This window comes from Roseateles sp. GW821-FHT09G03 (assembly GCF_059416045.1).
Genome location: NZ_JBWKOK010000010.1, coordinates 136333 through 156462, shown reverse-complemented (window position 1 = coordinate 156462; position 20130 = coordinate 136333). Strand labels below are relative to the sequence as shown.

21 protein-coding genes are annotated in these 20130 nt (G+C 61.9%); 2 read left to right on the top strand and 19 right to left on the bottom strand.

All coding sequences use genetic code 11. The features are described 5' to 3' along the window. Nucleotides 1-219 precede the first annotated feature (219 nt). From AC07OZ_RS27420 to AC07OZ_RS27410, 3 genes are all read right to left on the bottom strand, one after another. A complete protein-coding gene (locus AC07OZ_RS27420) occupies nt 220-585 on the bottom strand; it encodes a hypothetical protein (RefSeq protein ID WP_495470194.1) in 366 nt (121 codons plus the stop codon). Between the two features lie 103 nt (nt 586-688). After that, nucleotides 689-1441: a hypothetical protein gene (locus tag AC07OZ_RS27415; RefSeq protein WP_495470193.1), complete on the bottom strand. Its 753-nt coding sequence runs from the start codon at nt 1439-1441 to the stop codon at nt 689-691. After that, nucleotides 1416-2024 carry a hypothetical protein gene (locus AC07OZ_RS27410; RefSeq protein WP_495470192.1) on the bottom strand — a complete coding sequence of 203 codons (609 nt, stop codon included), beginning with the start codon at nt 2022-2024 and terminating at the stop codon, nt 1416-1418. The genes AC07OZ_RS27415 and AC07OZ_RS27410 overlap by 26 nt, the downstream gene beginning before the upstream one ends. A gap of 924 nt (nt 2025-2948) precedes the next feature. On the opposite strand from AC07OZ_RS27410, the gene AC07OZ_RS27405 reads away from it, so the two are divergent. Both AC07OZ_RS27405 and AC07OZ_RS27400 read left to right on the top strand, forming a co-directional pair. After that, nucleotides 2949-3668 carry a hypothetical protein gene (locus tag AC07OZ_RS27405; protein ID WP_495470191.1) on the top strand — a complete coding sequence of 240 codons (720 nt, stop codon included), beginning with the start codon at nt 2949-2951 and terminating at the stop codon, nt 3666-3668. A 57-nt stretch (nt 3669-3725) separates the two neighbouring features. Then, nucleotides 3726-4637 (top strand): hypothetical protein, encoded by a 912-nt coding sequence (locus AC07OZ_RS27400; RefSeq protein ID WP_495470190.1) that lies wholly within the window; start codon nt 3726-3728, stop codon nt 4635-4637. A 150-nt stretch (nt 4638-4787) separates the two neighbouring features. Here AC07OZ_RS27400 and AC07OZ_RS27395 read toward each other — a convergent pair whose 3' ends face one another. From AC07OZ_RS27395 to flhD, 16 genes are all read right to left on the bottom strand, one after another. After that, entirely contained in the window at nt 4788-5060 is a 273-nt protein-coding gene (locus tag AC07OZ_RS27395) for a hypothetical protein (protein WP_495470189.1), read from the bottom strand. 138 nt (nt 5061-5198) lie between these two features. Beyond that, nucleotides 5199-5675 carry a hypothetical protein gene (locus tag AC07OZ_RS27390; RefSeq protein ID WP_495470188.1) on the bottom strand — a complete coding sequence of 159 codons (477 nt, stop codon included), beginning with the start codon at nt 5673-5675 and terminating at the stop codon, nt 5199-5201. A gap of 290 nt (nt 5676-5965) precedes the next feature. Continuing rightward, nucleotides 5966-6691: an abortive infection system antitoxin AbiGi family protein gene (locus tag AC07OZ_RS27385; RefSeq protein WP_495470187.1), complete on the bottom strand. Its 726-nt coding sequence runs from the start codon at nt 6689-6691 to the stop codon at nt 5966-5968. Between the two features lie 25 nt (nt 6692-6716). Further along, complete coding sequence (locus AC07OZ_RS27380) at nt 6717-8081, bottom strand: methyl-accepting chemotaxis protein (RefSeq protein WP_495470186.1); 1365 nt, start codon at nt 8079-8081, stop codon at nt 6717-6719. 71 nt (nt 8082-8152) lie between these two features. After that, nucleotides 8153-8866, bottom strand: coding sequence for an RNA polymerase sigma factor FliA (locus AC07OZ_RS27375; RefSeq protein ID WP_495470185.1), 714 nt, complete (start codon nt 8864-8866; stop codon nt 8153-8155). Nucleotides 8867-8887: 21 nt separating this feature from the next. Continuing rightward, on the bottom strand, nt 8888-9709 hold the full coding sequence (locus AC07OZ_RS27370; RefSeq protein WP_495470184.1) for a MinD/ParA family ATP-binding protein: 822 nt from the start codon (nt 9707-9709) through the stop codon (nt 8888-8890). 318 nt (nt 9710-10027) lie between these two features. Then, nucleotides 10028-11716: a flagellar biosynthesis GTPase FlhF gene (flhF, locus tag AC07OZ_RS27365; protein WP_495470183.1), complete on the bottom strand. Its 1689-nt coding sequence runs from the start codon at nt 11714-11716 to the stop codon at nt 10028-10030. Beyond that, nucleotides 11713-13815 carry a flagellar biosynthesis protein FlhA gene (gene flhA, locus AC07OZ_RS27360; protein ID WP_495470182.1) on the bottom strand — a complete coding sequence of 701 codons (2103 nt, stop codon included), beginning with the start codon at nt 13813-13815 and terminating at the stop codon, nt 11713-11715. Before flhA ends, flhF begins: the two co-directional genes overlap by 4 nt. A gap of 137 nt (nt 13816-13952) precedes the next feature. After that, nucleotides 13953-15149 carry an EscU/YscU/HrcU family type III secretion system export apparatus switch protein gene (locus tag AC07OZ_RS27355; RefSeq protein WP_495470181.1) on the bottom strand — a complete coding sequence of 399 codons (1197 nt, stop codon included), beginning with the start codon at nt 15147-15149 and terminating at the stop codon, nt 13953-13955. Between the two features lie 168 nt (nt 15150-15317). Beyond that, nucleotides 15318-15956 carry a protein phosphatase CheZ gene (locus AC07OZ_RS27350; protein WP_421033191.1) on the bottom strand — a complete coding sequence of 213 codons (639 nt, stop codon included), beginning with the start codon at nt 15954-15956 and terminating at the stop codon, nt 15318-15320. 16 nt (nt 15957-15972) lie between these two features. Beyond that, nucleotides 15973-16365, bottom strand: a complete 393-nt coding sequence (gene cheY / locus AC07OZ_RS27345) for a chemotaxis response regulator CheY (RefSeq protein ID WP_067276146.1) — start codon at nt 16363-16365, stop codon at nt 15973-15975. A gap of 73 nt (nt 16366-16438) precedes the next feature. Beyond that, entirely contained in the window at nt 16439-17386 is a 948-nt protein-coding gene (gene motB / locus AC07OZ_RS27340) for a flagellar motor protein MotB (protein WP_495470180.1), read from the bottom strand. Between the two features lie 15 nt (nt 17387-17401). Then, on the bottom strand, nt 17402-18259 hold the full coding sequence (motA, locus tag AC07OZ_RS27335) for a flagellar motor stator protein MotA (RefSeq protein ID WP_088403404.1): 858 nt from the start codon (nt 18257-18259) through the stop codon (nt 17402-17404). Nucleotides 18260-18440: 181 nt separating this feature from the next. Next, the gene (locus AC07OZ_RS27330) at nt 18441-19199 is read right to left on the bottom strand and encodes a class I SAM-dependent methyltransferase (protein WP_495470179.1); all 759 of its coding nucleotides are present in this window, start codon (nt 19197-19199) and stop codon (nt 18441-18443) included. A gap of 10 nt (nt 19200-19209) precedes the next feature. Further along, nucleotides 19210-19746 carry a flagellar transcriptional regulator FlhC gene (flhC, locus tag AC07OZ_RS27325; RefSeq protein ID WP_067276156.1) on the bottom strand — a complete coding sequence of 179 codons (537 nt, stop codon included), beginning with the start codon at nt 19744-19746 and terminating at the stop codon, nt 19210-19212. A gap of 56 nt (nt 19747-19802) precedes the next feature. Next, nucleotides 19803-20126, bottom strand: a complete 324-nt coding sequence (gene flhD / locus AC07OZ_RS27320; protein WP_067276158.1) for a flagellar transcriptional regulator FlhD — start codon at nt 20124-20126, stop codon at nt 19803-19805. Nucleotides 20127-20130: the final 4 nt, after the last annotated feature.

The following is a 20130-nucleotide window of genomic DNA, read 5'->3' as shown; positions in this document are numbered from 1 at the left end:
CAACCACAGGTCCAACAGCCGGTGGCGTGCCAGGTCTTGAGTGGTGACGAGCAGAGCGGACATGGGGGCTCGGTCCTGTGGCAGCGATGCCCCATCCTGTGATCGACGTACTCCTGTGCGACGTCCAGCGGAAGGCCTTCCAACCTTGCAATCGCTTCGGCGTAGTTCGCCGGCGGCAGCGTCGAAAGCTGGGCGACCGTCCCGAGCGATACGCCATGGTCAGCAAGGATGACTGCGCCGCATTTGATGCAAGGTTCGCGAGCTGTGGACATCGCCGAGGGTTTGTAGAGTGACCGGCTGGGTGCAGGTCAAGCTCGTCGCGCACAAGGACTGACCCCATTCGACCAAGGCGCCGATCGACAGCATCAACCGGACGATCTGCTTCGTGCCGCCAGACTGAGTGACGGGCATGACCTGGCACTCCTGGCCTTCGCCGTGATGGATGAACACAGGGAAGAAACGCCGCCTGCCGTCGAAGCCTTCTTCGCTGGCGATCTGAAGGTCGCCCTCCTGAAGAGACTGCTTGACGTAGCTGCGGACGTCGTCGTGCTTGCTCAGCAGTTGGGCAACCTTGTAGATGTCCATGAACAGCCATTCGCGCGTCTCGCTGCTGCCACGTTGAATTGGATGGCGCAAGCTGCGGTTCAGCCAAATGGAAGCGCTCCAGAGTCTAGTGCGCCCTCAAATGTCAAGTGTTGGCTTGATCCAGCTCTGCCAAAAAACTCGCCAAGAACCGCTGTGCAAATGCCTCAACCTTTTCATTGACGAAATTCAACTTGAGAAATGAACTCCAATTCTTCGCGTTTAAGATCCTATAAAAGAGACAGCATTGAATCAACAGAATCAACCTATCCAAATCTTTGGCAATAGCACTTACCCACACACCATTCTGCCGACAGTCATCAAACAACTCGATATCCAAGTCAACACATGGCTCACACCGACCGAGCTTCTCGAAAAGATTCTTCTCGGATATCGCCACACTCAACATATCTTTGTTTTCAGGGAAACAACCGTCCAGCACATCCCAAATGCGGATCAAATCAATGACATCCTGCGCTTCTGAAGCACTCTCAACAAAGAGTCCTGCCAGCTTCTCCTGCAAATAACGATCACAAATGTTCAAGCAAGAAGGCTGCAATGAAGCCCATCCTCTTCCATCCCACTTATTCTTCCAAAAATCCTCAATGAGTGCATCAGGTGGCAAATCTTCGCGCCGTTGCCGGGAGAGATCGCCGTCGATACGCGGGCGACGCGAAAGCCATGGCTGTATAGACTCGCAAGCAGACGAGTTCGATGCTTCGGAGTACTCAAGGTGGAAGCCGCGATTCAATTCACCTTCTTCTGCCAATTTCAACACCAAACCAGCGAGCTCCCGAGCAATCTCAGGCACCGAATCGGTTGCAAAAATTTCGTCAAGCGTTTGGCGAAGATCCTGCACGAAGGCTCCGTATAGCTTCTACCAATTTTAGGTTGTGCGAGCGCATGCGATCAATACCGTTTCGACTAGCGAGCAACGAAACTCCGAGAAGAAATGGGGCAGAAAGCCATGCAGGCCAGCCTGGCGCGGAGGTTTCAAACTCCAAATAGAATCCGACCATTACCAGCGCAAGAGCGCTCAGCCACAGCGACAGGGCCGTCTCGAGGACCATCACCCATTCGGCACGTTCCACGAAGACTCGGTTGTACAGGGTTTCGTCTTGCTTCCATAGCACCGCCAATTGATCGTCGGGATTAGGCTGTGGATGATTCAGAAGGATTGCGAGGGTCTCCACCAATCTTGCGCGCTCGCGTTTGTAGGCTCGCCAGGAAAGTGTCCATCGATAACCACGCACCGCATCGAGCACATAGCCTGTGAGCACCGAAAGAATGATGACCTGCGTAGGTCCGACCAACGGCTCCTTGCCGAAGAACAGCGTCGGTTCAACGAAAGACGCCGGAGCAATCAACGCAAGGAAGACAAAGATGAGACCAGGCACCACATATCGGGTGAAGGTCTTGGCAATTGCTTCTCCGTCGAACATTGTGAGACCTTAGAGTAATCGGGCAGTTGGCACCGAATAGGCTTTCTGGATCTCCAGCCGGCAGCAGTAGCCGCACCGGCCATTGAACGACTGTAAGTGCATCACCTTTTTCCGCCAACCGGAGTGTTGCCTGCGGCGGTAAATCTGCGGTCCGGCGCCCGGAGCTCAAGCACTTGGCCGCCAAACAGGACACGTTCATCCTGTCTTGTCGCCCTCATCCAAATCCCGCCGTTCGTTCTCATCGTGCTCCCTTGCTGCGCGGCATCGTACGCCCCAATATGAAGTTCGGCATCCTTTAAGTTGAGGATGCCGTGCTCCACATATCGTTGCTCTCTGACGGCGCGCGATAAGCGGCAAGAAAATCCCCCAAGAAACGTCCCATCAAAACAAGCCAAGTGACACGCGTTCCGCGTAGGCACTCGTTTTTCGTGGGCGGCCTGATCAGCGTCAATTGAAGTCGCATGATTGGGCAGCATCTCGCCTTCGCCCCTTGGCGAAGGCTCTTTCAACATCCAATCGGCGACGATTCAACTTATTTACTCCGAACGCGCCGGCCAAGTGGTTGTCCAGAAACGGCTTTTCGCCCCGGATTCAACATATCCGTTTGAGCCATTCAACTTACAGCTGACCAAGTGGGCCGGCGTGTGGCCGGAATCGATGGGCCGCCTCGACTTAGGACATCCGCGCTGGCAGGAGCTTTGCTAACCAACATGGGTATAGCTATGCAGATTTAAGTCAGCTCGACTGATGGATTCAAGTGATGTAAGCAGTTGCAGGTTTCAAATAACCGAAAGATGGCGACGATTCAAGTGCGCGATTCCTCCGGCCTATTCGAGGCAGCAGGGAATCCTTGGCAATGATCCAAGCTCATTGGGAGCAATTCTGGGACGCCAAGATTGACGCGCTTCTTAGGAGAAAAGAAAGATGAAGAGAATCGTCACCCTCGGACTTGTCGTCCTGCTGAGCATCGGAACCAGCTCATCTTTTGCGTACTGTGCAAACGACGAGTACCTGATGACCCCGAGCCCAGGCTCTGTAGAAACCCCACACAGTACGACTGTGAACGCGAGCGGCGGCAAGATTTCCAGCGTTCAGATGGACGGCAGGATGTTTCGAATCACCCGCTCCGCTCGGGGCACGATCACGGGGTTTGTGGACGAAGCAGGCCACGCTACGCCCATCGTAGAAATCGATGAAGCGGCCCCTTCGGGCAAGCGCGGCATCACTTCAGAAGCACTTGATCCGTGCCAAACGGGTGGGGATTCTTTGATGCTGGACGTCGCGGGGCTGCCGCGGGTGGAAATCACCAGAGAGAGTGCCGGTGACACCTATTTCTGGAAAGACATCGCGCAAACCGTTTACCCATCGGTCCCCGAAGTTGTGGGGCTTGGTCCAGATCCGGATCGTGTGAAGGCCTGCAAGCCAGGCTACGACAGCTGCATGAAACAAGCTGCTGAAAATCTTCCCATGTTCTTTTCGGCTTGCTTGAAGACCTCTGATTTCGCCAAAGTGAGGAGGCCGAGTTGGGGCGCCCTGATCTATACCGCCATCATCACGGCCTGTGGAGCAGCTGCAGAATGGATGAAGAAGCGGAATGAAAATGAGTGCGCGAATTCGTTCACCAGTTGCTCCGTCGGAGGCTAGTCTGCTGTTCAGCACCGAAAAAACACTTGAACCAATTTGACTTGAGGGAGAGTCGAGATGCGACTCAAATGGATCGTAGGCCTGCTTGTGCCCATTGTTCTATTGGCGCTTGTCGGCCTCTCGAAAGTTTCATCTGGAGAGGGCGAAGGAGCTAACGTCACAGCCAAGTCTTTAAACGCCCCGATTGCCGCTCCCGCACCACAGAAGTTATCACACGCTCGATCCGACGAACCAATCGTCGTCGCAAATACTGCGTCTCAGACCAAGGCGTCTCCCCAATTCGATGATCCGCCTTTCAGCTTCCAAGTTGAAGCCGCGCTGTCTGGCAGTGATGGCGAAGCAGCCATGAAAGCCGTATACGACATGGAACGGTGCGAAAGCACGGACAGGATGTTGGCCGACGTATTCAGGATGCGCGATGAGATCAAAGATCCGAAACTTAGAAGGGGATATGTATTGGTTGCAGAAGCACTGTCGAAAGAGCAAAGAAGCTGTCAGACCCTCTCCGCGTATCACAAGTCCCGTCGCGGCGATCTACTGAAGATTGCGAACGCACAAGGGGTGCCGGGCGCTGCGTTGAAATACCTCACCCAGTCGAATGAGGCTGTCGATTCAGACATCAACGCAAAGAATCAAGCGATCAAAAATCTCCAAGTCGACGCTCGGGCTGGAAGCCGCCATGCAATCTTCATTCTTGGGATCGAGGGGGAGAATTACCAACTTCCCCCTGAGACGCGCTGGGCCTTCGCTGCTGCGGCTGCTTGGATACAAAAGAACGATGGAAGCGGATTCAGCCAGATCGATGACTTTCTGATCATGGCTCAGCAAATGGCGTCGTATCCTCCAGACACTCCGGACGACGTTGCGAAACGAGTCGACGAAGCCGCCAAGCAGTTAATCGAGGCCTATCTCACGGCGCGTAAGAATCGTGATCCCCGTCTGCCGCCAATAAAACCTCCGTCGCAGTAGCTGACTTTTCGCCGTATTCGTGCAAACGCTAGCGAACCGCGCCTACAGACGCATAGGCCAAAACGAAACGAGTGCCACACGCTCCCGCGTGGGCACTCGTTTCATTGGCAGACTCCATTGCTTGACGCTGCGACTGGAGTAAGCGTGCTACTACTCGCTGCTCCGGCCTACCCCGCGCGAGACGTCTTCAATTGCCTTAAGAAGTGCCTCGGCGAATTTTTGAACTTCATCGACACTCAATTCGAGCTCACTATTCGCGGTCACGTGCAGATCAGCGATCCCCTCAATTCCGGAGACCGAGATATCAACATCGGGATGCACTTGCCACGTCTCGATGTTGACAAAGCCAGGATGGATCTGAGCCACCTCAATCCAACCTTGGCGATATGGAACGCCGATCGCCTTGATGCTGACATTTTTCATTGGTGTCTTCCTTGTTGCTCGACGCAGCGTAGCGCACGAAGCAACCCCAAAACAAAGCGAGTGCCGCACGCTCCTGCGTGGGCACTCGTTTTCTTTTGGTGGTCAGGAGATGAGTGGTCGATCTGAAACCCGACACTGTCAGCCTGCCTCGATCGAGTTTTTCAGCTGGCGGCCGTGGTCTTCGACGGCTGCAATCTCGATCACGGCGAAGAAGCTGGCGACATCGTGAAGGAGCTCGACGGCGATATGGCGCGGGTTGCCGTGCTTGCGGCTCCTGTCCATCGAAACGTCGACTTCCTGAAGGAGCGAGGTCGCGTGCGTGAGACGGTCGCGCACGTTGGCAATAGCGACGCGGACGGTGATGTTCTGGTCGAGCACAAGCGGATGGTTGTAAAACCCGCCGTCCTCCGCCATCCCGTAGTAATAGGGATTACCGGCGGCTACATTGAGCTGCTCCAACGTACGGTCGGAATTGAGCGCGAGGGGCTGACGGTCGAGGAACGGAACCGAGCGTGCGCCGGGACCGGGGTCCAACTCGATATGTTCGAGGGCGAGAAATTCCGAGAGACGGAAATTGCTGTCAGCGACGTCGTGGATGAAGCGAGTGGTGAGCATGGAAGTCCTTAACTAAACGGCAGTTGAGGGACGACCACCTGAGCAATTTAATGCGGAGGGTGGGCGAGATGTCAAAACACGCATTGCTGACGTGCGACCATCCTCACGGAGAAGTCCATCTCGCCCGTTGAACGGATTTGAGAAGCCGGCAAATCGCCGAGACGTGGCAATGAGTGTTTTGAGCACCTGAATGAATCCTCTCACCTTATCTATCGACCGACAATTCCCTATGAAGGTAGAAAATGAACATCAGAACAACTCGAACAAGTCAGCTACGAGCCTCTTTCAGGCTACATATCTTCCTTGATTTGCTCTGCGGTCAGTATTCTTGTTGTCAACCTCTGCACATCGGAGAATGAGTATTTAATCCCCTTCGCAGCCTGAAGAATATTGACAAACTCCGAAATTTCATCATCAGAGTTAATTACTATGTACTTTATGTCATTCGGCTCGAAGCTCAATCTCAACCCAGACAGGGCTTCATCGAAGTCCCTCTTCTCCTCTTTGTAATCGACTTCAGGGACCATAAAGTTCACAAGATCATCAACTGAGGGAACATAGCGCCACTCCCGCTCATCGGCGAACCTATACCGCTCTATGACTTTGCTTCCTCTTTGAAGCTTACCTTGAAAGTTCTTTATATACCGTAGAACATCCAAGAGATTGCGTTGAGCAGAATGGCTCTTCTTTGCATCGCGGACAAAAGCTTCAAAAACCTTTACTAGGCTTGCCGAAAGATGTGATTTCGAGTCCAGGTACAAAACCGGATTCAAACAATTCTTTTCGGCCCATTCTCTAGTTAACCCAATACCATAACAACCATACTTTCCAAGATGTTCATGAATTTGTGAGAGCGGAATGTCGCAAAAACTCACCATTGGCACTCTCATCGTGTAGTTGATTTCCCCTAGCTTGAAGTTTTCTCGACAATAGAAGATTCGGAAATTTTCCGAGAGGATTCCGGCAAGCGCCCTCTTGGTTTTTGTAAAATGAATTATGGTATTGGAGCTAATCATTATTAGCTATCCTCCGTATTGCAAGTCAGAACCCAAACGCCAACCTCACCCCACCCCAATGCCTCCCAGCAACGGTGACGGGTGCCGAAGCCTCCTTGAGCAGCACGAAATTCCCGCCGCCCATATCCCGGCGGTAGGTTTGCAGAAGGAACGGTCGTTGATTCCGGGCTGAAGCCAGCCCTGTCCGGTCGTTGAAGATCCGCCGGTAGCGGCTATTGGCTGTATTCCAAGCCACGTCGCCCGCGCGCTGGGGTTGGCAGTACCGCTTGTTATGCGCCGCCACGTACCCGTTGCGGTCCACCGCGATGCAGAACACCACCTTGTCCGAGAACTTCAGCACCCGCTCCTGGACCTCCGGGAACAGCTGATCCGCGATTTGCGTGAATCTCGTCGTGAACTGCTGCGGGTCGGTCCCCGCGATCGGCTGGTAATGCTCGTCGAAGAGCGACGACACATCGATCCGCTTTTCCTTCACCGCGCGTTCGAGCAACCCCGCGATCTCCGCCGCCGCCCCCTGCACCGCCTGGATGTACGGCGAGTCCTCGACCTCGACGCCGCTCGACGCGATCTGCTCGATCATCTGCTCCGACAGCCGCAGGAACCGGTCGCTGCACGCGAACGCCGACTCCAGCTTGCGCATCGCCTGCTGGATCTCCACCCCGAGCTCTCCCGAGCGCTCCGCCAACTGCTGCGTCGTCGCCTGGCTCTCCTGCGCCGACTTCGCGATGAGGTCGACGTCGACCTCCACATCCGCGAACGCCTGCAGGATCTTGCTCTGGCCGGCTCCTCCCGAGCCGTCCGCCCTCAGTTCCCGGCTGAAGGCCTCGATCCGCGTGTCCAGCGTCCCCACCGTGCCCATGATGGCCTTCGACGACGCCTCCACCTGCGCCGCCAGGTCCTTCACCGCATCCGCCACCACGCCGAAACCGCGGCCCGCTTCGCCGGCGCGCTTGGCCTCCACCGACGCGTTGAACGCCACCAGCCGCGTCTGCAACGCGATCTTCGTGATCTCGGACGCCGCCCCGGAGACCTGACGCAAGGTGGACACGATCCCGCCCACTTCGTCGCCGACGCCGGACAGGGCCGTGCGCGCGCGCTCGACCGCCTCGCGGGTCTGGTTCGTGGATTGATTGATGCCGTCCTGCGCATGCCGGACCTGCTCGAGCTCCGAGCCCAGCGCCTGCATCGCCTGCGCCTGCGAGGTCACGACCTTCTGCGTGTCCTCCAGCAGTCCGCGGACTTCGGCCGCGTCGCGGCCCAGTTTGGAAACGCCGCTCGAGAGCTCTCGAACGACCTTGGTGGTGTTGCCCTGCAGCGTCGGCTCGCGAAAGCCAACCTCGGCTCCCCCCACCGACGCGTCAGGCGCCGCCTTCCCGGCGCGCCTGCGCAATGAGTCCCACATCGGACGCTCCCCTCATGGTTCTTGGACCACAAGGATTGCGGCCGCGTATGCGGCTCGTTTTACCAGTCGCGCAGCTTCACGCGCAATCGGGCAATCGCTTGACTGTGCAACTGGCACACCCGCGATTCGGTCACCTTCAGCACCGCCGCGATCTCTTTCAGGTTCATGTCATGTTCGTAGTACATGGACATGACGTAGGCCTCGCGCTCCGGCAGGTTCTTGATCGCCTCCACCAGCGCCTCGCGCATGCGGTGGTCGCCCAGCATCGCCATCGGATCCGCCGAGTTGTCCCCGACGTGCCGGTCCAGATAGTCGTCGTTGTCCTCGCCTCCGGAGATGTCCTCCAGATAGACCAGCTGCGTCCCGCGCACCTTGCCCAGCATCTCCTGGTATTCGGTCAGCGAGATGCCCATCTCGGCGGCGATCTCGGACTCCTGCGGCGGGCGGCCGAGCTTCTGCTCGAGCTTGTGCACCGCGCTCTCGATCGAACGCTGCTGGCGGCGGTTGCCGCGGCTCATCCAGTCGCTGCCCCGCAGTTCATCGAGCATCGCGCCACGGATGCGCTGCGTCGCGAAGGTCTCGAACTGCACGCCCTGCGCCGTGTCGAAGCGCGACAGCGCGTCCGTGAGGCCGATCAGGCCGACCTGGATCAGGTCGTCCAGTTCAACGTTGGCCGGCAGTTTCGCGATCATCTGATGCGCCAGTCGGCGCACCAGCGGGCTGTACTGGCGGATCAGCGAGTTGTTGTCGAGTTGACCCTTGGCGGTGTACATCGTCTCGTCTCCAATCCGGCGTCAATGCGCAGCGAGGGTCACGCCTTGCGGGGCGCGGCCAGCCTTGGGCTGCCACATCGGCCGCGGACGCAGCGGCATCGCATCAGCAGCGCTGTCGAGCGCCGCACCGGGCACCGACGCCAGCAGCAGTTCGCGCGCCATGTGACGCATCTCGTGCGTCAGGGGCGCGGTCACCGGCTGGCGGGGATCCAAACAAGCCCACTCGCGCAGCACCGCGCCGAGGAAGCCGTCGCCGCAGCTCGAGAGCTGCTGGGCGATCCGCTCCGCCAGGCGCAGCTGCGGGTTGCAGGCCAGCAGCAGGCTGTAGACCATCAGGCCCGCGCGCTGCGTGAGCCATTTCATTCCGGCGTAGGCGTAGGTCACGCTCTGCACGTCGGTGTCGGCCAGCAGCACCGGACGCACTTCGCGCGACACCAGCACGCGGCTGAGTTCCGCGGCGCTGGCGTGCAGCAGGACGACGTCGGCGAACGGGGCCGCGTCGGTCACCGCTTCCAGGAATTGGGCGGCCGAGCCGTTGGCGTTGACGTAGCGCATCGGCAGTCCGCGCGCCGCGAGGAAGGAGACCTTCGCCGACAGCGGTTCCACGCAGGCTGCGAGGTCCACTGCCGCCAGCTCCGACGCCGCCGAGGCGTGCTCGCCCGCGTCCACGACCAGCGTGTGCAATCCGAGTTCGCCGAAGGCCGCGCACATGCCTTCCAGCAGCGCGCCGCTGCCTACGACATGCGGGTTGCTCACCACCGGCACCACGCGCACGCGCGCCGTGGCGAACAGACGGCGCAGGCCGTCGGCCTGGTCCTTGGGAGCATTGCTGAAGTCGCGCATTGGGCTGCTCTGTGTCTCTTGCGTGTTCCGCCCCAGCGCCCTTGTCCCTCTCGAAAGGAACCGGCCATTGCTGGAGCCGTTACCGGAAGTTTCGCCCCGGGGGCCACTCCTTGACCGGGAATTGAAGGGGGGAAACACCCCGCTTTTCTCTTCCGGCACCCTCACCTCGTGGACCTCTCACACAACGACTTCGAGCGTCCCCCGCGACAACGGAAAAAGGGGGAAGAGCCCGAGCCCGTCCCCCTTTCTAGAACTTGTGACCGGGTTTGGCAACTCCCGTCTCCCGGAAGCCCCTCCGATCGAGCGGTCAGCCCTGGGTCAGTTCATCCCCATGGGAGAGGATGCGCCCACGGCGCCAGCCATCGTGCCGGCGGTGAAGATCAGGTTGACGTCGGAGGCGTCCACGCGCCAGGCCGCCTGGCCGTGGCTGCGCAGCGCGCGCTGCACCAGCGCCTGCGACGACAGGCGATGCCAGTCTTCCGGCACGCGCTGGCCGTTGGTGACGCCCAGGACGCGCAGCTTGTGGCGGATCACGGTGTCCAGCGCCGGGGCCAGCTTCACCGCTTCGTCCAGCTTGGACAGGATGACGCCTTGCGCTTCCGCGCCGCGCCATGCGCCGACCACGTCCTCGATCGTCTCGCCCTGCTGGGCGGCGTTGACGACCAGGATGCGCTTGATGCTCTTGTGCGCCAGCATGTCCAGCAGCTCGGCGGTCCGGCTGTCGCGCTGGGCCGTGCCGGCCGTGTCGATCAGCACCATCTTCTTGGACGACAGCAGGTCCAGCAGGTCTTCCAGCGACGCGCGGTCATGCGCCGTGTGCACCGGCACGCCGAGGATGCGGCCGTAGGCGCGCAGTTGCTCGTGAGCGCCGATCCGGTAGGCGTCCAGCGTGATCAGGCCGAGCTGGCTCGCGCCGTACTTGGTCGCGAAGGCCGCGGCGATCTTGGCCGTCGTCGTCGTCTTGCCGACGCCGGTCGAGCCGATCATCGCGAACACGCCGCCCTGATCTTCCAGGGGCGGTTGCTGCTCGGCGGTCTGCACGTTGCGCGACAGCACGTTGGCGGCCCACGCGTGGGAGTCGGCTTCCTCGGTCGTCTGCGCCGGCAGGCCCTCGACCAGCTTGCGCACCAGGGCCGGAGAGAAACCGGAATCCAGCAGCTTCTGCGTCAGGCGGGCTTGAGCCGGCTGGCGCTGGAGCTTTTCCATGAAGGCCAGCGCGCCGAAGCGCTCTTCGATCATGCCCTTCATCGCGCGGAGCTCGGTCATCATCTCCTGCTCGCGACGCGAGGACGCCGGCATGTCGTTCAGCGGATGGTTGCCCATGCCGCCGAAGCCGTGGCCGATACCGCCCAGGTCCTGCATCGATTGCTGCTGCACGCGGATCTCGTCGCGCAGCACCGGCGGCACGACGCGTTGGGCGGGGGCCGGCGCGGGTTCGTAAGCACGCTCGTCGACGCGACGGGCGCCCAGGGTCTGCATCGCGGAACGCGCGCGCTGGTCGCGCTGCGCGGCCATCGAGGCGACCGATTCATTCATCTGCGTCTGCGAGAAGGCCGGCGCCGGCTCGTCCATCATCGGATCGGGCAGGCCGTTCATCTCGGCCGAGCGGCGCTTGAGCATCCGCTCCCGGACGTAGTCCTGGAAGGACAGCGTGCTCATCGCCATCGCGTTGACGTCCTCGCCCACCGAGCCGCCGAAACCGGGCTCGGCGCGCTGCGGGGCCGGCGACGCGGCCAGGCGCTGCTTGAGCGCCTGACGCGGTTGCACTTCTTCCCGTTGCTGCTGGCGCTGCGGCTGCGCGGCGGCGCGGGGCGCAGCGGCGGCGGCACGCGGCGTCGAGGCGGCGACGCGCTCGATCTGCGACATGCCTTCCGGCGCCATCGCCAGCACCTCCACCCCTTCGGGGCAGGGCTTGTTCGAGAGCACGACCGCTTCGTCGCCGAAGGCCTGGCGGACCAGGGCCATGGCTTCGCGGGAATTGCGGGCGGTAAAGCGTTTGACGTTCATGCCGTGCCTCCGATGATGGAGCCGATGCGGATCGTGTGCGTTTCAGGAATCTCGCTGTGTCCCAGCACCTTCAGCCGCGGCGCAGCGCGCTTGAGCAGACGGGCCAGGGGAGCGCGAATCAGGTCGGGCACCAGCAGGCAGGCGGGCAAACCGCGATCCTCTTGGGATTGCGCGGTCTGCGCGGCACTTCTTGCAAGCGTGTCGGCCACACCGGGATCCAGCGCCGCGCCGTGAGGCGAGTGCAGGGCCTGCGAGACCAGACGTTCCAGCTCGGGGTCGAGGGCGATGACGTCGAGCTCCTTGGCCGGTCCGTAGATCTGCTGCACGATCGCCGGAGCGATGTGGATGCGGATGCGACGGGCCAGCTCGGCGGGATCGGTCGTCTGCGTGGCGTTTTCGGCCAGGCTCTCCACGATGGAACGCATGTCGCGGATGTGCACGCCCTCTTCCAGCAGGAACTGGAGGACTCTTTGCAGGGCGGCGACATTGACCATCTTGGGAATCACGTCTTCGATGAGTTGGGGCGCTTGCTTGGTGAGGTGATCCACCAGCTGCTGGGTTTCCACCCGGCCCAACAACCGGGCCGCGTGAACTTGCAGCAAGTGTGAAAGATGAGTGGCCACCACGGTCGCGCAATCAACGACGGTAAAGCCCGCCATTTGCGCCATATCCCGTTGCCGCTCCTCGACCCAGACCGCCGGGAGTCCGAAGGCGGGATCCGTGGTGGGCGTCCCGATCAGCTTCTGCGTGGCGTGACCGGGGTTGATGGCGAGCCACATGCCCGGGTAGGCCTCGGCTTCCCCGATCACGGCGCCGCGCAGGGTGACGCGGTACTGGCTGGGGCGCAGTTCCAGGTTGTCCCGGATGTGCACCGAGGGGGGCAGGAAGCCGATGTCCTGCGCAAACTTGCGGCGTACGCCCTTGATGCGGCTCAGCAGGTCGCCTTCGCGGGTCTTGTCGACCAGCGTGATCAGGCGGTAGCCGACTTCCAGGCCCAGCGTGTCCACGGCGACGACGTCGTCCCAGGAGGCTTCGGCGTCCGGGTTCGGCGCGCCAGGGACCGGCGCGGCGGCCTTGCTGCGGGTCTCGGCGGCCTTGGTGGCCTGTTCCTTGGTCCGCAGCCAGTACGCCAGGTAGCCCAGGGCGCCGGCGATGATCATGAACACCAGGTGCGGCATGCCCGGGATCAGGCCCAGGAGGAACACGACACCCGCGGTGATGGCGACGGCCTTGATCGAGCCGAACACCTGCGAGCCGATCATCTGGCCGACGTCCTTGTCCTTGCCGACGCGCGACACGACCAGGGCGGAGGAGACGGAGATCAGCAGCGCCGGGATCTGGGCCACCAGCGCGTCGCCGACGGCCAGCAGGATGTAGCTGTCGGCGGCCTGGCCAGCGGTCAGGCCGTGCTGGACCACGCCGATGACGAAGCCGCCGACGATGTTGATGAAGAGGATCAGGATGCCGGCGATCGCGTCGCCGCGGACGAACTTCGAGGCACCGTCCATGGAGCCGAAGAAGTCCGCTTCGTCGCCGAGTTCAGCGCGGCGGCGCTTGGCTTCCTTCTCGTCGATCAGGCCGGCGGACAGGTCGGCGTCGATCGCCATCTGCTTGCCGGGCATCGCGTCCAGGGTGAAGCGCGCGCCGACTTCGGCGATCCGCTCCGCACCCTTGGTGACCACGATGAAGTTGATGACCACCAGGATCGCGAAGACGATCAGGCCGACGGCGAAGTTGCCGCCGATCAGGAAGTGGCCGAAGGATTCGATGACCTTGCCGGCGGCGCCGGCGCCGGTATGGCCTTCCAGCAGCACCACGCGGGTGGAGGCGACGTTCAGCGACAGGCGCAGCAGCGTCGTGATCAGCAGGACGGTCGGAAAGGCGGCGAAGTCCAGCGGCCGCAGCATCTGCGAGGCCACCAGCATCACCATGATGGACATGGCGATGTTGAAGGTGAAGAACAGGTCCAGGGCGAAGGCCGGCAGCGGCAGCACCATCATCGACAGGATGATCATGATGGCGATCGGCGCCCCGAGCGCCTGCACGATGGCGGCGCGGGGTCCGAGGAAGTTCTGCAAACGGGCCATCAGCTCGTTCATCGGGTCTGCCTTCTGCCTGTTGGATGCCGGGGGAATCATTCGCCCGACACTGCCGTCGAGCCCCGCCATTGTTCGGCGGAAGCCTCGTTTCCTTTAGCTGGATAAGGGGGGGAATCTCCCCCGAAATCGGGTCACTTTCAGGCGGGGTTGCCCTCGGGGAACTGGTCGTCCAGCTCCTCTTCCGGCGGTGTCCAGCCCGGCTTCTTGTGCGGGTCGAGCTCGTCCGGCACCGGTGGGTTCGGCACGGCCTGCGGCGAGGCGCCCTGCCCCTTCAGCGCGGCCTTCAGCTGGTACACGTACGCCAGCACCTGCGCCACGGCGCCGAAGAGCGCGCCGGGGATCTCCCGGTCCAGCTCGGCGTGGGCGTACAAGGCACGGGCCAGCGCCGGCGCCTGCAGGACGGGGACCTTGTTTTCCTTGGCGATGTCGCGGATCTTGAACGCGAGCAGGTCCAGGCCCTTGGCCACGACGCGCGGCGCGCCGAACTTGGTTTCGTCGTAGGCGATCGCGACCGCATAGTGGGTCGGGTTCATCACGACCAGGTCCGCCTTCGGAACCGCCGCCAGCATCCGGCGCTTCACCAGTTCCCGCGCCTTGGCGCGCATCTTGTGCTTCATCTCGAGGTTGCCTTCGGCTTCCTTGAGCTCGTTCTTGGCTTCCTCGCGGGACATCTTCAGCCGCTTGAGGTACTGGAAGCGCTGCAGCGGAACGTCGATGACTGCGAACAGCGCCAGGCACAGGCCCAGCATCATCAGGCCGCCCATCAGCTGCTTGCCCGCGAAGGCCAGCGCCGCCGGCAGCGGCACCGACATGATCCCGATGAAGCCGGCAATGCGGTCCTTCAGCGCCATCGCGCCGACGACGCCCAGCACCAGCGACAGCGCCACGGCTTTGAGCGCCGTGGTCAGGTTCTGCATCTGGAACAGCTTGCCGAACCCGGTGATCGGATTGAGGTTGGAGAACTTCGGCGCCAGCGGCTTCATCGTGAAGTTCCAGCCGCCCGAAGCGATGTGGGCCGCGATCGCGGCCAGCGCCAGGATGATCAGCGCCGGCAGGCCCAGCATGAAGCCCTGCCAGGTCAGCGTGGACAGGCGCTCGGTCATCATGCCGGCGCTGCGCAGCTGTTCGGCATCGAAACGCAGTGCCCCTTCAAGCATGCGCTGCAGGGTTTCGACCGCGTACGGCGTCGAGGTCGCGAACAAGGCGCCGCCCGTGGCCATCACCGCGAAATGCGGCAGGTCCCGGGAGCGCGGCAGTTGACCCTCCTTGCGCGATCTTTCGATCTTTTTCTGCGAGGCGGGTAAGTTGCGGTCTTGTGCGTCTTGATCGGCCATGGGTGGTCACGGCCCTATGCCGTGGCCCCGCCATTGTTCGGCCGGAGGGGGTTTCGCTTTAGCCGGATAAGGGCCTGAAATCAGCCGGACTTCAAAACACGCGGCCCCCCAAAGCGGAAACCCGCGCCAAGGCGCGGGTTTCGTTGCGGCGAGGCCGGCTTCGAAAGATCAGAAGCCCAGCGAGGCCAGCAGATCGTCCACTTCGGACTGGTTGGCCACCACGTCGGCGCGGCCTTCCGGATTCACGACCGGACCTTGCAGGATGCTCGGATCGACCTTTTCGCGCTGTTCCGGCGGGACCACCGAAACCAGCAGCTTCACCAGCGAATCTTCCAGGTCATTGGCCAGCGTCACCACCTTGGCAACCACCTGGCCGGTCAGGTCATGGAAGTCCTGCGACAGCATGATGTCGGTCAGGTGCGTGTCGATCTTCGTGGTCGAAGACTCGACCTCCTTGACGAAGTTCAACACCGCGCCCGACGCCACCGCGCGAACCGGGTCCGCGGTAATCGCCTGGGCCATCGCATTGGCGGCTTCGGTGATCTTGGCGTGCTCGGCCTTGGCCTGGTCGACCGAGTTCAGCACCTTGTTGGCGGCGTCGGCGGTCTTGTTGGCGATGTAGGTCAGGCGGCTGCGCGCATCGGGCAGACCGTCGGTCGCCACCTGCAGCTTGGGCATCACGCCCAGCTGCTGCATCGTGTCGTGCAGCACGCGCGTGATCGTGCCGATCTGTTGGAACACCTCGGGCGAGACCGTCAGCGGCTCGTTGGATTGCGAGGTCAGTTTGGCCAGCTCTTCCATCTGCATGGTGGGACTCCCAGCGTCAGGCCGCAGCGGCCAGCTTCTGCATGATCTTCAGGACCTTCTCCTCCAGCGTGGCCTTCGTGAATGGCTTCACGATGTAGCCCGCCGCACCGCTTTGCGCGGCCAGGACGATGTCTTCCTTGCGGGCTTCCGCCGTCACCATCAGCACCGGGAGGTGCTTCAGCGTGGCGTCTTCCTTGATGGCCTTGAGCAGCTCGAAGCCATTCATGTTGGGCATGTTGATGTCGCTGACGACGAAATCGTATTTCGCCTGTTTCAGCATGCTCAGGGCCTCGACGCCGTCTTCCGCCTCTTCGGCGTTGTTGTAGCCGATCTCCTTCAGCAGACCGCGCACGATGCGGCGCATGGTCGAGAAGTCGTCGACGATCAAGAATTTCATGTCAGTGCTCATGGCGTTCCTCTGAGGGGACTGGAGGGCTTAAGGCGAGATCTGGTTATAGATGACAGACCGTCGATCCGGAACGTTATCGGCCCAAGGGCGCGGAACTTGAGGCCTGCGGCGCACTTGCCGCGGGGTCTGAAGCGTCCTCGTCCTCGTCGGGCAGGTTCTTCAGCACCGCATCCTCGGCATCGCGATTCATCACGATGATGCTGATGCGGCGGTTGACTTGGGCCTTGGGGTCTTTCGTGTCGAGCAACTTGCTCGACGCCAACCCCTGCACGCGAAGGACCCGGGCATCCGGCAAACCGCCCGCCACCAGCTCGCGCCGCGAGGCATTGGCCCGGTCCGCCGACAGTTCCCAGTTGCTGTATCCGCGCTCGCCTGCAGAAAACGGCTGTGAATCCGTATGTCCTTCCAGCGTCAGCCGGTTGGGCACCTCGGACAACACGTTGCCGAGTTCCTGCAGCAACTCGCGCATATACGGTTTCACCACCGCGCTGCCGCTGTCAAACATCGGACGATTATTCTCGTCCACGATTTGAATCCGCAAGCCCTCGCGTGTCATGTCCAGCCGGATTTGTCCACCTAATGCCGCAATTTTTGGGTTCTCGGCGATGATTTTCTCGACCTTGTCCTTCAACTGCTGCAGTCGTACGCGCTCCGCCCGCCGCTGCTCTTCCTTGAGAGCCTTCAGGTTGATGGTTTTCCGAGGAGATTCGACGTCGCCGGCCTTCACCTGGCCGGTCTGGCGCGTCAGGTCCTGACCGCCGCCCTTGATGATGTGAGAGGCGTCGCCCGAACCCGAACCGCCGAACATCGCCACCTTCAACGGCGAGGCGAAATAGTCCGCGATGCCCTTCTTGTCGCCCTCGGTCGTCGAGCCGAGCAGCCACATCAGCAGGAAGAAGGCCATCATCGCCGTCACGAAGTCGGCGTACGCGATCTTCCACGCGCCGCCGTGGGCGGCATGGCCGCCCTTCTTGACGCGCTTGATGATGATGGGCTGGAGCTTCTTGGCGTCACCGGCCATGGTGATTCACTCCGTTCACTTCTTCTTCACATGGCCTTCGAGCTCGGCGAAGGTCGGGCGCTCGGTCGAGTACAGCACCTTTCGTCCGAATTCGATCGCCACCTGAGGCGCGTAGCCCTGCATCGAGGCCAGCAGCGTGGTCTTGATGCATTGGAGTTCCTTGCCGGCCTCGTCGACCTTGGCTTCCAGCGCGCCGGCCAGCGGCTCGGCGAAAGCGTAGGCCAGAAGAATCCCGAGGAAGGTGCCAACCAGCGCCGAGCCGATCATCCCGCCCAGCACTGCCGGCGGCTGGCCGACCGAGCCCATGGTGTTCACCACGCCCAGCACCGCGGCCACGATGCCGAAGGCCGGCAGGCCACCCGCCAGGCGCTGCAACGCAATCACGGCAAGGAAAGCTTCGTGGTGATGCGTATCGATCTCGGCGTCCATCAGGGACTCGATCTCGTGCGCGTTCAGGTTGCCGGAGACCATCATCCGAAGGTAGTCGGTGATGAACTCGGTGACGTGGTGGTCGTTGCCCACCGTCGGGTATTTCTGGAACAGCGGCGAGCTGTGCGGATCCTCGACGTCCTTTTCGATGGACATCAGGCCTTCCTTGCGCGCCTTCTGCAGGATGTCGTAGAGCAGCGCCAGCAGCTCCATGTAGCGCGCCTTGGTGTACTTGCTGCCCTTGAAGCAGTCACCCAGGCCCTTCATGGTGGCCTTCATGACCTTGGGCGGGTTCGTGGCGAGCATGCCGCCGATCGCCGCGCCGAAGATGGTGGTCATCTCGAACGGCAGCGCGTGCAGCACCACGCTGATGTTGCCTCCGTGCGCGATGAACACGCCGAAGATGCAGGCCAGTGCCAGCAGCCAACCGATGATGACAAACATGGAATTCGTTCCGTCCTGAAGTTGCCGCCGCGTCCCCTCGCGGTCCGGGCCATCTCATCCCTTATCGACCGGCTCTCCGCTCGCTTGAGTCCGGCCTGTGACGGCTGGTTTCCTGCGCGGGCGCCGGTCGGGCGTCGCTGTCTTGTGTCGTTCGAAATCGGCGGAGCGTGTCCCGCCAGCCTCAGGCCTGAAGGTCTCGCACCCGGTAGACGTAAAGCTGGTGGCGGGTGCCGGTGTCCAACTGTGCGAAGACGGGTTGTCCCGGCAGCGGGAAATCGAGGCTGACCAGCCAACTGCCCGGCCGCATTTCCGTACGCGCCTTGTCCAGCGCGCGCGGCATCGACTCGGGTCTCTGGAAGAGGTAGACCAGGTCCGTCTCGCGCCACGACTGGGCCCACAGGTCGCCCCGGGCGATGTCGGCCCAGGGGCAACGCAGGCGGGCCAGCAGCCACAGGAAGCCACTGTATTCAATGCCCGCGAAACGCACGCCCGGATAAGCGCGGCGAAGGGCCACCAATCCGTCGCCTAGTCCGCAGCCGGCGTCCAGCACACGGGCGCCCTCGTGCAGCTTCACACGCTCGGGGAGCGCGCGCAGCGCGTCGTGAGGTGTCGGGAACAACGGAGCGTCGCTCCAGCCGCGGCGCGGATAGGCCAGCACCAGAACAGCCAGCGGGATCAGCCAGATCCAGGCCGGCAGATCGGTGCCCGTGAAGAGCAAGGCCATCGGAAAGCCGCCGGCGACGATCATCCGGCGCCAGGTCTGCCGATGGAGCCCGGCGAGGATCAGCCCAAGGCCCGAGGCGACGATCGCCGCCGGCCAGTCGGGTCCGAACAGTCGCCAGACGGCAAAACAGGCGCCCCAGCTCAGCAGCGCCAGCGTCGGCCAGCGCAGCGCGGAGGGAGCGTCTCCAGAAGCGGCGTGGGGGAGTCGGGCGGCCATGACGGCGCCCTCAATGCATCTGGATGCCGCCGGCCGCCTTGCCCTTGCCGGCGCGTGCCGGGGGGTTGCACAGGCCGCAGACGTAATGCTTGGCGACCTCGTGCGGGTGGGTCACGAAGTGGCCGCCGCACTTGCTGCACTTGGTCATCGTCAGCATGCCGTTGTCCACGAACTTCACCAGGCGCCAGGCACGGGTGACCGACAGCAACTGCTCCAGGTTCTGCGCCGCGGTCTGCTCCTGGTACAGCTGATAGGCCTTGATGACGACGTCGATCTCGTCCATCTCGGCGACCTTGTTCAGGTACTCGTGGATGTTGAGGAACAGGCTGGCATGGATGTTGGGCTGCCAGGTCATGAACCAGTCCGTCGAGAACGGCAGCTGGCCCTTGCTGGGGCTCTTGCCCGAGACTTCCTTGTACAGGCGCAGCAGACGCTCGTAGCTCAGGTCCGTTTCCGACTCCAGCACCTGCAGGCGCGCGCCCAGGTGGATCAGCGTCACCGCACGATCGATCTGCTTGGCTTCGGTCAGGATGGACTTGGTGCGCATGTCGGTGTCTCCGGCTTCAGTTCAGCTTCAGTTGACGCAAGGGGCTTCGATATGACTCAGGCGGCTTCCTGATGACGTCCAGCCATCAGGATGGAGGCATGCAGACGGGACACGCTGTCGTTGGCGGCCGGCTTGCCGTGCGAGGTCAGCAGGCCCCACACCAGGTCGTCGTCCATGCGGAAGCGGCACAGCAGCGTGTTGCCCGAGGCGATCTTCAGCATCTGGGCAGCGCTCAAGGTGTTCAGCAGCGTCGCAGTCTCTTCCGAAATGCCGAGGCGGTACAGCGCTTGTTCGCGGTCGGCACGGATCAGGCTCTGGGCCAGCATCAGGTACGACAGGTTGGCTTCGCGGATCTCGGCGAGGATTTGGTCGGCGTTCATCGTT

What these genes read in the sequence shown, in the direction of transcription:
- AC07OZ_RS27420 (WP_495470194.1), bottom strand. Translation starts at nt 585, where the DNA reads ATGGACATCTACAAGGTTGCCCAACTGCTGAGCAAGCACGACGACGTC.
- AC07OZ_RS27410 (WP_495470192.1), bottom strand. Translation starts at nt 2,024, where the DNA reads ATGTTCGACGGAGAAGCAATTGCCAAGACCTTCACCCGATATGTGGTG.
- AC07OZ_RS27405 (WP_495470191.1), top strand. Translation starts at nt 2,949, where the DNA reads ATGAAGAGAATCGTCACCCTCGGACTTGTCGTCCTGCTGAGCATCGGA.
- AC07OZ_RS27400 (WP_495470190.1), top strand. Translation starts at nt 3,726, where the DNA reads ATGCGACTCAAATGGATCGTAGGCCTGCTTGTGCCCATTGTTCTATTG.
- AC07OZ_RS27395 (WP_495470189.1), bottom strand. Translation starts at nt 5,060, where the DNA reads ATGAAAAATGTCAGCATCAAGGCGATCGGCGTTCCATATCGCCAAGGT.
- AC07OZ_RS27390 (WP_495470188.1), bottom strand. Translation starts at nt 5,675, where the DNA reads ATGCTCACCACTCGCTTCATCCACGACGTCGCTGACAGCAATTTCCGT.
- AC07OZ_RS27385 (WP_495470187.1), bottom strand. Translation starts at nt 6,691, where the DNA reads ATGATTAGCTCCAATACCATAATTCATTTTACAAAAACCAAGAGGGCG.
- AC07OZ_RS27375 (WP_495470185.1), bottom strand. Translation starts at nt 8,866, where the DNA reads ATGTACACCGCCAAGGGTCAACTCGACAACAACTCGCTGATCCGCCAG.
- AC07OZ_RS27370 (WP_495470184.1), bottom strand. Translation starts at nt 9,709, where the DNA reads ATGCGCGACTTCAGCAATGCTCCCAAGGACCAGGCCGACGGCCTGCGC.
- flhF (WP_495470183.1), bottom strand. Translation starts at nt 11,716, where the DNA reads ATGAACGTCAAACGCTTTACCGCCCGCAATTCCCGCGAAGCCATGGCC.
- flhA (WP_495470182.1), bottom strand. Translation starts at nt 13,815, where the DNA reads ATGAACGAGCTGATGGCCCGTTTGCAGAACTTCCTCGGACCCCGCGCC.
- AC07OZ_RS27355 (WP_495470181.1), bottom strand. Translation starts at nt 15,149, where the DNA reads ATGGCCGATCAAGACGCACAAGACCGCAACTTACCCGCCTCGCAGAAA.
- AC07OZ_RS27350 (WP_421033191.1), bottom strand. Translation starts at nt 15,956, where the DNA reads ATGCAGATGGAAGAGCTGGCCAAACTGACCTCGCAATCCAACGAGCCG.
- cheY (WP_067276146.1), bottom strand. Translation starts at nt 16,365, where the DNA reads ATGAGCACTGACATGAAATTCTTGATCGTCGACGACTTCTCGACCATG.
- motB (WP_495470180.1), bottom strand. Translation starts at nt 17,386, where the DNA reads ATGGCCGGTGACGCCAAGAAGCTCCAGCCCATCATCATCAAGCGCGTC.
- motA (WP_088403404.1), bottom strand. Translation starts at nt 18,259, where the DNA reads ATGTTTGTCATCATCGGTTGGCTGCTGGCACTGGCCTGCATCTTCGGC.
- AC07OZ_RS27330 (WP_495470179.1), bottom strand. Translation starts at nt 19,199, where the DNA reads ATGGCCGCCCGACTCCCCCACGCCGCTTCTGGAGACGCTCCCTCCGCG.
- flhC (WP_067276156.1), bottom strand. Translation starts at nt 19,746, where the DNA reads ATGCGCACCAAGTCCATCCTGACCGAAGCCAAGCAGATCGATCGTGCG.
- flhD (WP_067276158.1), bottom strand. Translation starts at nt 20,126, where the DNA reads ATGAACGCCGACCAAATCCTCGCCGAGATCCGCGAAGCCAACCTGTCG.